9 protein-coding genes and 1 pseudogene are annotated in these 13,575 nt (G+C 36.8%); 4 read left to right on the plus strand and 6 right to left on the minus strand.

Annotated features, from left to right (window positions below; translation table 11 throughout):
• Positions 1–735: 735 nt before the first annotated feature.
• Positions 736–2,109 (minus strand): annotated as a pseudogene (locus NZ519_06320) (peptide MFS transporter).
• A gap of 131 nt (positions 2,110–2,240) precedes the next feature.
• Between NZ519_06320 and murI the strand changes: the two are divergent.
• A complete protein-coding gene (gene murI / locus NZ519_06325) occupies positions 2,241–3,065 on the plus strand; it encodes a glutamate racemase (GenBank protein ID MCS7028367.1) in 825 nt (274 codons plus the stop codon).
• Here the strand turns inward: murI and sdaAB are convergent.
• Together sdaAB and greA are read right to left on the minus strand one after the other, a co-directional pair.
• A complete protein-coding gene (gene sdaAB / locus NZ519_06330; GenBank protein ID MCS7028368.1) occupies positions 3,046–3,720 on the minus strand; it encodes an L-serine ammonia-lyase, iron-sulfur-dependent subunit beta in 675 nt (224 codons plus the stop codon). The genes murI and sdaAB overlap by 20 nt on opposite strands.
• A 44-nt stretch (positions 3,721–3,764) precedes the next feature.
• A complete protein-coding gene (gene greA / locus NZ519_06335) occupies positions 3,765–4,238 on the minus strand; it encodes a transcription elongation factor GreA (protein ID MCS7028369.1) in 474 nt (157 codons plus the stop codon).
• Between the two features lie 300 nt (positions 4,239–4,538).
• On the opposite strand from greA, the gene sppA reads away from it, so the two are divergent.
• Positions 4,539–6,308 carry a signal peptide peptidase SppA gene (sppA, locus tag NZ519_06340; GenBank protein ID MCS7028370.1) on the plus strand — a complete coding sequence of 590 codons (1,770 nt, stop codon included), beginning with the start codon at positions 4,539–4,541 and terminating at the stop codon, positions 6,306–6,308.
• A 5-nt stretch (positions 6,309–6,313) separates the two neighbouring features.
• Here the strand turns inward: sppA and dnaB are convergent, their stop codons facing one another.
• Positions 6,314–7,888 carry a replicative DNA helicase gene (gene dnaB, locus NZ519_06345; GenBank protein MCS7028371.1) on the minus strand — a complete coding sequence of 525 codons (1,575 nt, stop codon included), beginning with the start codon at positions 7,886–7,888 and terminating at the stop codon, positions 6,314–6,316.
• Positions 7,889–8,217: 329 nt separating this feature from the next.
• Entirely contained in the window at positions 8,218–9,099 is an 882-nt protein-coding gene (locus tag NZ519_06350) for a nucleoside phosphorylase (protein ID MCS7028372.1), read from the minus strand.
• A 78-nt stretch (positions 9,100–9,177) separates the two neighbouring features.
• Here NZ519_06350 and purS point away from each other — a divergent pair, with 78 nt between their 5' ends.
• The gene (gene purS, locus NZ519_06355; GenBank protein MCS7028373.1) at positions 9,178–9,435 is read left to right on the plus strand and encodes a phosphoribosylformylglycinamidine synthase subunit PurS; all 258 of its coding nucleotides are present in this window, start codon (positions 9,178–9,180) and stop codon (positions 9,433–9,435) included.
• Between the two features lie 3 nt (positions 9,436–9,438).
• A complete protein-coding gene (locus tag NZ519_06360) occupies positions 9,439–11,688 on the plus strand; it encodes an exodeoxyribonuclease V subunit gamma (protein ID MCS7028374.1) in 2,250 nt (749 codons plus the stop codon).
• Between the two features lie 6 nt (positions 11,689–11,694).
• On the opposite strand, the gene NZ519_06365 is transcribed toward NZ519_06360, so the two are convergent.
• Positions 11,695–13,407, minus strand: coding sequence for a PAS domain S-box protein (locus NZ519_06365; GenBank protein MCS7028375.1), 1,713 nt, complete (start codon positions 13,405–13,407; stop codon positions 11,695–11,697).
• Positions 13,408–13,575: the final 168 nt, after the last annotated feature.

Genomic DNA, 13,575 nt, shown 5'->3' on the forward strand with positions numbered 1-13,575 from the left:
CATGCCCGCAAGGGCAGTACGAAGCGCAGCGAAGTACCGAAGCGTTAGCGCAGTGCGGAATGCCCCGACCCTTGCGTCAGCAAGGGGCACGCCCAAAAAATTAAGTTAAAAATAACATAAAATCTACTTGGACTGTTTAAAGTTACTCCAAAATTAAGCTCTGCTCTACCTGTCTTTTATCTCTTCATGCATCATTGTGTGAAGTTTATTAGAAATAACAAACAATATCAAAGATGCCGCACCTGCCATGAACACAAAAATCATAAAGAAAGTGTATAAGTTAGTTATCTCAAAGCCTATAAAACGAGGTTTTTTAGGGTTTAGATTCCAGTATTGAAGTTCAACAGTATTACCTTTATCAGGTTTGACCAAGTAAGCCATTTGCCCATCTTCACTGAAATAAATTCTGTAAATGTCAGTAGCTTTTATTCCCATCAATTTACGTTGATATTCAGAGAGTTTGTAGCTGTTTGTATTAGGAAGTTGTATAATGGCTTGCAAAGAGTCTTTGGGCTTTTGTGGAGCTTTGTAAATACCAAGATTGATGAGAAATTGTTGAAAATTTCCAATTTCAGGGGCTTTGTATCCATCATTTGCACGAACAAGCTTCCAAACCGCACTTTCTTTAGGCAAAGACTTAACATAATTGCTATCTACTTTTGTTATTTTGCTTTCAACGGTATCTTTCTTTAATGAGAAAGCTACCATTTTAATTGAGCCTTCTTGTTTAATTTCATCAGGATACAAAGCACTTAAATCACCTGCAAACTTGTTAGCCATAGCTGTGGATAAAAACCATATTCCCATTAGCAGAGAAGCAAATCGCACAGGGGCAAGTTTTACAACCATAGATAAGCCAATAGGGGATAAACACAACTCACCAAATGTATGTAGTAAATACAAAGCAATTAGCCATAACATGCTCACTTTCGTTTCTGGAGAAATACCTTTTACACCAAACGCAATAACTAAATATCCCAGAGCTAGTAAAAACAGCCCGATAGATTGCTTTAGGGGAGAATGAGGTTCGAGATTTCGTTTTGCTAACTGCGCCCATATTATTGCAAAGAGTGGAGCAAATACTACGATTGCCACAGGATTGATAGTCTGAAAGAAGCTTGCAGGGATAGTTAAGTTTCCTATTTGTCTGTTAGTTTGCTCTTCGGCAAAAAAGGTCAATGATGCACCTGCTTGTTCAAAGGCAGCCCAAAAGAAAATGACGAAGAAAGCAGAAATGTAAATTACCCAAATACGTTGTCTTTCTATTTTGTTTAGGCTTTTATCAAGTATAACATAAGCAGGCGCTACCACACCCAAAGAATAAATAAAAGCTCCAATTACATCAAAACCTAATACGCCTTTGCAAAATATCCAAGCAACAATCTCTACAAGTAGCCAAATGAGTATTTCTTTTGCGTTTATCTTTACTGTGGTAGATGTGTCTGTTTTTATAGTTTTTTCGGGTTTTGCACCTATGGGCTTACCTTCGGGAGTAACAATATATTTATCTTTGAATAAGTAAAAGGATAAAATACTGATAATCATCCCTGTACCTGCGGCTAGAAAGCCCCATTTGAAATCTGCAGGATTACCTGTGTCGCCCAAGCCCCCACATACCAAAGGAGCAAGAAAAGCCCCTAAGTTTATTCCCATGTAAAATATAGTAAAAGCGCTATCTACTCGTTTATCGTTAGCAGGGTAGAGCTGCCCTACCATAGTAGAGATATTAGGCTTAAAAAAGCCATTTCCAAATATCAAAAAGCCTAGGCCTAAGTACATCAAAAAAGATGCAGTAGGTATGCTTGTGCTATACACACTACCACTGGCGAACATTAAAAACTGACCTATCGCCATTAAGACACCTCCAACTAAGATAGAACGGCGATTGCCCCAATATCTGTCCGCCACATACCCCCCAATAAGCGGCGTTAAATACACTAAACCTGTGTAGCTTCCGTAAATGCTAGAACTGAGTGCTTTGTCAAATAAGAGCGCTTTAGCCATGTATAAAGTAAAAATGGCACGCATTCCATAGTAGCTAAAGCGCTCCCACATTTCAGTAAAAAATAATAGGTATAACCCATTAGGGTGCCTTGTACTGGAACTCATAATTTTGTTGAGGTTAAGTTAATCGATTGAGCAGTCAAAACTAAACAAAGACACAATCTAAACCAAATTTTAACCAAATTTTCTTACCTCCAAGGATAAAGTTCAATTTGCTTAAATTGTACTTTTGTAGTGTGAATAACGCACCGATTGGTATCTTTGATTCAGGTATTGGTGGGCTTACTATTGTCAAAGCTGTGCAGCAGTATTTACCTAATGAGTCAATTATTTACTTTGGCGATACTGCTCATTTGCCTTATGGCGATAAATCCCCCGAGTTGATACAAAAATATGCTGCCAACATCACTTATTTTTTAGTACAGCAAAAAGTTAAGTTGATTATTATTGCTTGTAACACTGCATCGGCGGTAGCTTTGGAAGTCGTACAAAAAATTGCAGGGAATATCCCTGTACTTAATGTAATTGACCCTGCTGTAAAAATGGCACTAAGAGATACATTAAATTACCGTATTGGAGTTATTGGTACAAAAACAACTATTCAAAGCCGCATTTATCCTATTAAGATAAAAGAGCAACGCCCCGAAGCATACGTAACCACTAAGGCTACCCCCTTACTAGTCCCTATGATTGAAGAAGGTTGGGCAAACTCCAAAATTTTTGATGAGATTATACAAGCTTATCTTTCTGAAACTACCTTTGAAACAATAGATACCTTGATATTAGGCTGTACGCACTATCCTCTTATTAAACCTAACATTATCAAATACTTTGAGGGTAAGGTTAATGTTATTGATTCAGCAGAAGCAGTAGCAAAAGAAGCGCAAAAGTTGTTAAGTGAAAAAAATCTGCTCGCACCAAGCGATCAGACACCTATGCATATTTTTTATGTTTCTGACCTTACAGAAAGTTTTGAGCAAACTACAAAAATATTCTTGGGTAGCCCTGTTACTTTACAAATATGGCGATGGATAGAAAGCTCTACGCCACGACGGGAATAAACTTTACTTCATGCACCCAGCTCAAATGCCTCATATATTCTAATGCAATAGGTTTAATTTCGCTATCCATTTCAATAAAGAGCTTAGCTGTGCCATTTTTAGCCGTTCTATTAACGGACATTGTACCAATGTTAACGCCATCATTTGCAATAATTGAAGCAATAAAAGCGATACTTCCCTTTACGTCGGCAGCATCTATAATAAGTGTAGGATATTGACCACTTAAATTGCAAGTAAATCCATCAATTTCACGGATCGCGATTAAACCTCCTCCCCGTGAAACTCCAATTATCTCTAAAGTTTTACCTTGTTTCTCTAAGTTGAGTTTGATAGTGTTCGGATGATAAATACCTGCGTTTGCCACACCCTTAAAATGATAAGTTAAATTTGCTTCTTTTGCGTATTCGAGTGCATTTTTGATGCGTTCATCATCGGTAGCAAATCCTAATAAACCTGCAATAATCGCTCTATCGCTTCCATGACCTTCGTAGGTAGTAGCAAAAGAGTTATAGAAGGTGATGTGTGCTACTTCTGGTTGCTCTCCGAATATGTGTCTTGCTGCTAAACCTATTCGAACTACACCTGCCGTATGTGAGCTGGAGGGACCTATCATAATAGGACCTATCATATCAAAGATGCTGCTGCGCTCTGGCATACCTTGCAAAAATAAGCAAATTTAGCCCAGCAGCATCTTTTCTTTTATCCAAAGGTTATTTCTAAAATTTTAAGCCTAATTTTACCCGCAGGTACATTGATAGTAACTACTTCATTGACTTTTTTACCTATCAAACCTTTGCCAATAGGCGATTCAACCGATATTTTGCCCTCTTTTAGATTAGCTTCGGTTTCAGGTACAATAGTGTATTTAAATTCTTTACGTGTATCCATGTTACGAACCTTGACCGTGCATAAGAGATGCACCTTTGATGTATCTATGTTGCTTTCATCTATTACTCGAGCATTAGAAATAAGCTCTTCTAATTTAGATATTTCTAACTCTAGCAGACTTTGGGCTTCCTTAGCTGCATCATACTCTGCATTTTCACTCAAATCTCCTTGAGAACGTGCCTCAGCAATCTGCTGTGCAATCTCTTTCCTTTTGACCGTAGTAAGATAATGCAGCTGTGCTTTCAATTTTTCAAGCCCATCCTTTGTTACATGTGTGATTGACATACCTTTTTCTCCTTATCTTTTAACTTAAATAAAAAGATTAGACAAAGCCCACCAACGTAGGATTTGCCTAACTAATTCAAGATGCAAAGTTAACAAAAATTTCAAATATAAAAAAGCATAACAAGTTTATTTGCGATAGTGTTTTTTAACATTTTGTTTTTCAAGTTATTACGCTCTTAATTGGTTTTATGAGTAAGTGATAATTCTATCTTTTGTCATACTTAACTTGCATTGGTCATAACAAAAAAGGTAAATGAGTTTTTCATATTGTATATTTGCAGCTATTTAACAAAAAGTCTTATGAAGTTCTGGAAAGTTGTATTAGCAGGGTTAGTTGCACTTATCATTTTTTCAATATTAACCGTTTTTATCTTTGCCACAGTACTATCATCATCAAAGTCAAGTGCAAAAATTGCAAAAAACAGTGTATTAGAATTGACTTTTGAAAAGCCCATTGCTGAACGTTCTACAGACAATCCTCTTAGCGGAGCAAGCCTACTAGGGGGCAGGCTAGGTAGCAGCAAAAATGGATTAAATGATTATGTAAAGTGTATTCGCATGGCTGCTGTAGACAAACGAATTAAAGGCATTTACCTCAATCTCAATGACGGTGTACAAGCAGGATGGGCTACCTTAGAAGCAATTCGGAAAGAACTATTGGATTTTAAGAAGTCAGGTAAATTCATTTATGCTTATTCAGAGGGATATAGTGAAAAAGATTATTATTTAGCCAGTACAGCGGATAAAATATTTTTACATCCTGAGGGTGATTTTGAATTAGATGGTCTAAACATTACTATTGCCTTCTACAAAGGTTTGACTGAAAAATTAGGTATAGAGGTTGTACCTATTCGCCATGGTAAATTTAAGAGTGCAGTAGAACCTTACTTGCGCAAAGACATGTCCCCTGAAAATAAAATGATGACTCGTGAATTTTTAAGTGATATATGGGAAAACTTTTTGGAAAACATAGCTAAAAGTAGGAATATCAGCAAAGAAGAGCTATGGAACATAGCAAACAGCATGGGAATTCGTAAAGCTAAAGACGCCCTAGAAAAAAAATTAGTAGACGCTTTGGTATACGAAGATGAAGTAACGCAAGAATTACGTAAAAAATTAGGGTTGAAAGAAAAAGATGAGGTTAAAAAAGTCTCTTTCGGTACATATAGCGGAGTAAAGCCCAGCAGCGTAGGAATAAAAGAAAAAGGTAAAGACAAAATAGCAATTGTATATTGTGTGGGAGAGATTAGTTCGGGTGAAGGAGATGACGAGAGAATTGGTTCAGAAACTACTGCAAGCGCCATTCGTGAAGCACGATTAGATGATAGAGTAAAAGCCGTTGTATTGCGTGTAAATAGTCCAGGTGGAGATGCCTTAGCTTCTGATGTTATTTGGAGAGAGGTTGTTTTAACCAAAAAGGTAAAGCCTGTAATTGTTTCTATGGGCGATGTAGCTGCATCAGGAGGATATTACATTAGCTGCGCAGCAAACAAAATTTTTGCTGAACCTAATACAATAACAGGTTCTATAGGTGTATTTGGACTTATACCTAACTTTCAAAAACTGTATAATGAAAAATTAGGTATATTTTATGACGGAGTTAAAATTGGAGAGTTTTCCGATATAGGGGCTACTTATCGAGCTATGACTGAACAAGAAAAAAACATTATTCAAGAGCAAGTAGATAGAGTTTATGAAACGTTTATTACTCGTGTAGCCGAAGGGCGCGGTATTACCAAAGCAGAAGTAGACTCTATCGGGCAAGGTCGTGTATGGAGCGGAGAAGATGCCGTTAAAATTAAATTAGTAGACCAAATTGGAGGATTAGCAGATGCTATAAAAGAAGCAGAAAAGCTGGCTAAACTGACTAAGGGAAATTACAAAATTGTTGAATATCCAGAGCAGGTGAGTTTTATTGAAAGAATTATCAACAAGGGAAGAGGTAAAAAAGAAGATATTGTTAAAGCAGAAATAGCAAAAGAAATAGGAATTTACAATGCTATTCGTACCATAAAGCAAGCCCAAAAACGAGTACAAGCACGCATGCTTTATGACTATGTAATAGAGTAGATGGCTTAAAAAGGTACTTCATCTATTGGGGGTGTAGTACTTGTCGTACTAGGACCTTGTAGATTATTCCTTTGATTGATTTTAGAGGGCAAAATAAGAACTTCATCCGTGTTGTTGGTATCTTGAGGTATATCAAAAGAAGTAGAAGGTTGTAGACTATCTATTAGAGCAGTACTCATTAACTCTTCATCATCATTTACGAATTTGACGAACTGATTTAAGAATTTCAATCGGACTTTACCCGTAGGTCCATTACGTTGTTTGCCGATGATTACTTCGGCAACATTTTTATTCGAAAAACCTGTTTCAGGATCTATGTCTAAGCCATAGTATTCAGGGCGGTAGAGAAACATAACTACATCCGCATCCTGTTCAATACTTCCTGATTCACGTAAATCGCTTAGCTGTGGGCGCTTATCAGGGCGACTTTCTACCCCGCGAGAAAGTTGTGAAAGTGCTATTACAGGAATATCCAAGTCTTTTGCTAGGTTTTTTAGAGAACGAGAAATTTTAGCAATTTCTTGTTCGCGGTTCATGCTTTTGGAGCTATCGCCTACGTGCATGAGTTGTAAATAATCAATAATCACACATTCAATATTTCGTTCTACTTTTAATCGGCGGCACTTGCTGCGAAGTTCATCAATAGAAAGGGCAGCTGTATCATCAATAATAATCGGAGCGTTAGATAAGATAGTAGTTTTCTTATGAAGCAAATCTAGCTCATGAGGATCTAATTTACCTGCACGAAGTTTTTGCGCATCTATTTCAGTTTCAGCAGCAATAAGTCTTTGCGTTATGGCATGTGCGGGCATTTCCAAGCTGAATATAGCCACAGCTTTTTTGAATAGTACAGCCATATTACGAGCTACGCTAAGCACAAAAGCGGTCTTACCCATAGAAGGACGTGCGGCTATAATAGTAAGTTCAGACTTATGAAAACCCTGTGTCATGCGATCTAAGGCTACAAAGCCTGAACCTATACCCAAGTATGCATCAGGGCGATTGCGAAGCTCTTCAATCTGCTCTAAAACCTCAATAACCAAATTACCCACAGGGGCATAATTTTTCTTAAAGTTAAGTTCAGAAAGCTTAAAAAACTCTTGCTCCGCTTTGTCCAGCTGTTCAAAAACATCTTTTTGATCTTCATAAGCATCTCTTATGATTTCACCTGAAACTCTTATCATTTCTCGAGCAATGTACTTTTGTGCAATAATCCGAGCATGGTATTCAATGTTAGCTGCCGAAGCTACCCTTGCTGTAAGCTCTGTAATATAGTATGGACCTCCTACGTCATCTAAATAGTTTAGCTTACGCAGCTCTTCTGTAACAGTCAGAATATCAATAGGCTCTGAACGCTGAGATAATCTTACAATTGCTTCATAGATTTTACTGTGTCTGTCGTCATAAAATACGTTTGGATGCAGGATATCACTTACTTTGAGTAAAGCATCTTTTTCTAACATCAACGCACCAAGTACTGCTTGCTCTAGCTCTGTGGCATGCGGTGGAATTTTCCCCGAGTTCTCTAATGGATCAGGAACCAAAGCATTGATACCTGCACCTTTTTTCTTTTCAGCCATAATAGTATACCTATACAAAAGTACGAATACCTTTCCATACTACGAAGGGCTTAACTATTTATGTTACAAATAAGCTTTTTGCATTTTCAAAAAGACAATGGTATGACTATATACTTTTTGAGTTTAGTCTGCTTATTGTTCAAGCATAGTAAATTTATGCCTTTTTCGTAAAATGGACTGAGCTAGCTTAATCCTATCTTGCTTTTGTAGATTAAGTCTATTTTGTTTTGCATAACAAAGAAACTATGTAAAAATTTGATTTTTAATTTTTTGGGCAAGGATACGCCCAAAAAATAACCTAAATCAACTAAAAAATTAGCTTTGATACTTTAATAGTACGTCGTAATAATGGATAAACCTGCTTCTATAAGCTGCTGTACAAATACCTCAAAATTTTTTGCAAATACCTTTTTCTTTCTATGCGCTAATATCACTGAAAGCGAAGCTGCCGTAAAACCTAGATGATTAGACAAAGCTAATATTCCTGCTGTTTCCATTTCCCAATTGAGGACTTTGTTGCCACGATAAGAAAAATTTGTCATCATCTCTACAAAAGATTGTAAAGGATATCTTACTTGTCTCAAAAATCTATTTTGAGGTGCATAAAAACCTGGATTAGTCATAGTAATTCCTGCATGGCAACTTGTATGCTGCAAAATGTAAGTGGCAAAGTCGGAATCTGCTTGTACGAAGTAAGGTACAAAAGGAGTATTTAGAGTTTGCTGTTTGAGTATATGTTCAAACTCTTTTTGTAAGTCTTCATCAGGGCGAGGGTAGTAATGTCCAAGATTATCCATACCTATGGCGTAATGAGAAAGTACTACGTCGCCTATTTCTATATTTTCATTCACTCCCCCCGCAGTGCCTAAGCGCAGTATTATTTTACGTTCAAGCGAATTTTTACGCTCACGTTTGTGCCAATCTACATTCCATAAAATATCTAACTCATTGAGCACAATGTCAATATTATCTGTTCCCATGCCCGTAGAAAGCACTGAAAGACGTTCTTTGCCTATATATCCTGTGTGCGTAATAAACTCTCTGCGCTGGGTAATATATTCTATTCGGTCAAAATGTTGAGATACTTTGGCTACTCTTTGAGGGTCGCCAACTAAAATTACTTTATTGGCTATTTGTTCAGGTTTAAGTCCTAAATGATAGACTGTACCATCATCAAGAAGGATAAGGCTGTCAGGTGTCAAGTAGTTCATAACTTTGTGAGGTTAAAACTATAAATTTCTTGCTTGTTTATTGAGCAAACCTACTGCAAAAAGAACTAATATTGCAGTATGAAGTTTATTGCACAAATTAAAGTAATGCCGCTGAAAAATATATTAGATCCGCAAGGTAAAGCTGTGCAGGCAGGTTTGAAGAATATAGGGCATCATAATGTTAGCCAAGTACGAGTAGGTAAAAACATTGAAGTGATATTAGAAGCAGATAACCAAGAAGCTGCACAAAGACAAGTAGAGGAAATGTCTAAATCTTTTTTAGCTAACTTGATTGTGGAAGACTTTGAGGTAGTAGTACAACCTTTGGAAAGTTAGAATATGGAATTTTTAGATACTCTCAATCCTGCGCAAAAGCAAGCTGTCATAACTACGGATGGACCTATAATGGTTATTGCAGGGGCAGGTTCGGGTAAAACGCATGTACTGACTTGTCGTATTGCTTACATGCTAAAATATTTTAATCAACACCAAAAAAGAGTTGAGCCTTTTAATATACTAGCGCTTACTTTTACGAACAAAGCAGCCAAAGAAATGCGAGAGCGGATTGAAAAAATGGTTGGACCCTCAGCACAAAGTATTTGGATGGGAACATTTCACTCTATTTTTGCTCGTATTCTTCGCATGCATGCTGAAAAAATAGGCTATACGCGAGATTTTGCAATTTATGACCAAGAGGATGCCCAAGGCTTGATTAAAAATATTCTCAAAGAGCTTAAAGTTGATGAAAAAATATTCAAGCCGTCTTATATCCATCATCGCGTTTCTATGGCTAAAAACATGTTAATTACAGCATCAGAATATGAGCAATATGTGCGCGATGAATGGTCAGAAAAAACCTTTCAAGTCTATAAAATATACGAACAAAGGCTCAAAGCAGCAAATGCAATGGATTTTGATGACCTGCTGCTTAAACCTCTAGAACTTTTCAAAAATAATCCCGAGGTACTCGAATACTATCAAAACCGTTTTCGGTATATTTTAGTAGATGAATATCAGGATACTAACCATGCACAATACATGATTACTCGTTACTTAGCCCATAAGTACCAAAATTTGACCGTAGTAGGTGATGATGCTCAAAGTATTTATTCATTTAGAGGAGCAAACATTGAGAATATTCTCAATTTCAATAAAGACTATCCCAATGCTAAAATCATAAAATTAGAACAAAATTATCGCTCTACTCCCAACATACTTGCCGTAGCTAACGATATCATAAGAAGAAATAAAGACCAAATTCACAAAGTAGTATGGACGGAGAACAAGGAAGGCGAGAAAGTTACTGTTATCCGAGCTTTGACAGAACAGGATGAAGCTAATCGTGTAGCAGATATTATTCGTTCTACAAGATATGAACTAAATCTTGCTCTTAAAGACTTTGCTGTACTGTACCGTACAAATGCACAATCTAGGGTAATTGAAGAAGCCTTGCGCAAAGTAGGTCTGCCTGCACGGATAATTGGAGGAATGTCTTTCTATGAGCGAAAGGAAATTAAAGACCTAATTGCGTATTTTAGAGTAGTACTCAATGATAATGACGAAGTAGCCCTTAAACGAATTATAAACTATCCCACAAGAGGAATAGGCGACGCTACCGTAGAAAAAATAATAGAAGTCTCTCGTAAAACAGGATATTCATTATGGCATGTTCTAAATAACATTGAGTTTTACCTTAATAAAAGTAAGAGTAGTGCTGCTGTTAAGGAGTTTGCTCAAATGATTCAAAATTTCAGAGAGTACAATACTTGCCATGATGCATACGAAACAGCTAAATATATTACCCATGGGTGCGGTTTGTTCAAGGAACTAAAAAGTGATTCTTCGCCCGAAGGTGTGTCTCGTGTAGAAAATGTACAAGAGCTATTGAATGCAATTAAATCATTTGTAGATGATGATACGAAGGAAGACAAAAGCCTGTCTTTCTTTTTGCAGGAAGTGGCTTTACTTACAAATGCTGATTTAGCAGCTGATGAAGACGCCGTAACCTTGATGACTATCCACACAGCAAAGGGATTAGAATTTCCGGTGGTATTTGTGGTAGGAGTAGAAGAGGACTTATTTCCAAGCAGAGCTTCCTTGAATTCCAGAAGTGAATTAGAAGAGGAGCGTAGATTGTTTTATGTGGCTGTTACACGAGCTAAGTATCGATTGTATCTTTCTTATGCCGAGCAGCGCTATCGTTATGGAAATGTATCGGATTCTTCTGTAAGTCGTTTCATTAAAGAAATTGACCCTAATTTATTGCATTTTGAAGGAAAAGCAGCGCACTTGATACGGAGTCATCAAAAAAATCATCAGCAGTATTTAGAAAAACGGTTGCATCAAGTTCAGGTTAAACTTTTGCCTGCTGATAATATTCAAGGAGAAGAAACTGCAGATAACTTTACGCCTTGCAACCCTGCGGATTTATGTGTAGGGATGCAAGTACGGCATGAGAAATTTGGGCGCGGTAAGATTACAGCTATAGATGGCACAGGTGATAATCTAAAAGCGCATGTTTTTTTTAATGCGGTAGGAAATAAAACCTTATTATTAAAATACGCTAGGTTGATGATTATCAAGGATTAAGAAAAATTAAATTTCTATCCCAATCCAAAGCCAGTCATCTGTTTGGGGTTGGTTTTGTTTCCATTGCTCTAGTGCAAACAAGAGTTCTTTTTTAATGTTGTCTAGATCGTTTTCTTGATTAGCTGCGATAATACTTTTCAATCTCGGCAGTCCGAAGCGTTTATTTTCAGGACCACCGAATTGGTCTAATATACCATCACTCATTAAAAATACGCGTTTGATTTCATTTTTAGAAAATTCGCTGTACTCAATGGGATTGTCAGATTTGAGCGGATGATTACCAATGTAGTTGTTGGATTTCAAAATTTCAATCGTTCCATTGGTTTTTTGAATGAGTATAGGCTGTGATTGAGTAGTAAAGAGAGTAATTTCATTATTGTTAGTAATTAAAACGCTCATTTCAAATGATTCATTGATGTGATGTTCGTATTGTAATTTTTCAATAGCTCGGTTCAAGGCTGATATTTTGATATTGAGCGGTTCATCTATGTACTTAATGGCTAATGTGTTCAAAAATTGTTGAAAGTACATGGCTAATAGAGCACCAGGTATACCATGTCCTGTGCAGTCTGCCAAAACTAAATAGCTGGTATTTTTGTGGTGTTCAAACCAATAGAAGTCTCCACCTACAGCTTCCTTAGGTTGAAATAGAATACTAACTGCTGAATAAATAGACCGTAAAGCACTAATATCTGGCAACAAGGCTTTTTGAATATGTTGGGCATATTGTAGACTTTGCTCTATGTCCTTAGTGCGTTCTAAAAGTTGTTGTTCTTGTTGTTTGCGCTGAGTTATGTCCATTTCAATGGCAATAAATTTATCAATTTCGCCTACTTCGTTGAGAATGGGGGTTATGCTTAAATTTAGCCAATAAGGTCGCCCATCTTTTGTGTAGTTAAGTATTTCTTCTTGAAAAGATATTTTTAAAGGTAATTTTTCTCTTATGCGTTGTACAGTGTTTGGATCTGTATCTTTACCTTGTAAAACCTCACCTGGTTTTTTTCCTTTTATCTCTTCTAATGTGTAACCTGATATGCGAGTAAATCCAGGATTGACCCATTCAACTTTTCCATATTTGTCTGTGATAATTACTGCATTATCTGTATAAGTAGCTACTAAAGAGAGCATTTTAATTTGCTCTTGAGCTTTTTGTAGTGCTAACAAATTGCTTTCTAATATTTCTGTCTTGTGTTTCAAGTCTTCATTGAGGGCATTAACTTCCTCAAAAGCAGATTTGAGCTCTTCCTCTGTAGCTTGTAGCTCATCGTTTTTAGCCTTTATAGAGCGTAAAAGCTCTTCTTTTTCTAATGCTTCCTCTTTCTCTTTTGTGATATCTAACTCAAAAGCAATAAAATGAGTGAGTTCTTGTTTTTCGTTAAATACAGGGGTGATATGGATTTGTATCCAATACGGTGTACCGTTCTTGTGGTAGTTTAGAATTTCTTCTCTAAAAGACACTTTTTCTTTTAGCTTATTTCGTATGCGTTCAACGGTTTTAGGATCCGTGTCTTTTCCTTGTAAAATATGTCCAGGTTTTTTTCCTTTGACTTCTTCTAAAGTATAGCCGCTTATACGTGTAAATCCTTGATTGACCCAGATTATTAACCCATTAGCGTCAGTAATGATGATGGCGTTGTCTGTTTTTTCTGCGATAATGCTGAGCAACTTTAATTGCTCTAAATCAGTGCCTACAATAAAGTTTTTGATTGCTTGTATCATATATCAATAAAGGTATCAAAAAATAAAATTAGTTTCATGTACTTGCGGTAAAAAAACTTAGAAGGAATTTTTTTGGGCGTGCCCCTTGCTGACGCAAGGGTCGGGGCATTCCGCACTGCGCTTCGCTTCGGTACTTCGCTACGCTTCGTACTGCCCAACGGCATGCTC

It is taken from the genome of Bacteroidia bacterium (assembly GCA_025056095.1).
Taxonomy (GTDB): domain Bacteria; phylum Bacteroidota; class Bacteroidia; order JANWVE01; family JANWVE01; genus JANWVE01.

Excerpts from the sequence above, each read along its gene's own strand:
- sdaAB (MCS7028368.1), bottom strand. The coding sequence starts at position 3,720 with ATGCCAGAGCGCAGCAGCATCTTTGATATGATAGGTCCTATTATGATA.
- greA (MCS7028369.1), bottom strand. The coding sequence starts at position 4,238 with ATGTCAATCACACATGTAACAAAGGATGGGCTTGAAAAATTGAAAGCA.
- sppA (MCS7028370.1), top strand. The coding sequence starts at position 4,539 with ATGAAGTTCTGGAAAGTTGTATTAGCAGGGTTAGTTGCACTTATCATT.
- dnaB (MCS7028371.1), bottom strand. The coding sequence starts at position 7,888 with ATGGCTGAAAAGAAAAAAGGTGCAGGTATCAATGCTTTGGTTCCTGAT.
- NZ519_06350 (MCS7028372.1), bottom strand. The coding sequence starts at position 9,099 with ATGAACTACTTGACACCTGACAGCCTTATCCTTCTTGATGATGGTACA.
- purS (MCS7028373.1), top strand. The coding sequence starts at position 9,178 with ATGAAGTTTATTGCACAAATTAAAGTAATGCCGCTGAAAAATATATTA.
- NZ519_06360 (MCS7028374.1), top strand. The coding sequence starts at position 9,439 with ATGGAATTTTTAGATACTCTCAATCCTGCGCAAAAGCAAGCTGTCATA.
- NZ519_06365 (MCS7028375.1), bottom strand. The coding sequence starts at position 13,407 with ATGATACAAGCAATCAAAAACTTTATTGTAGGCACTGATTTAGAGCAA.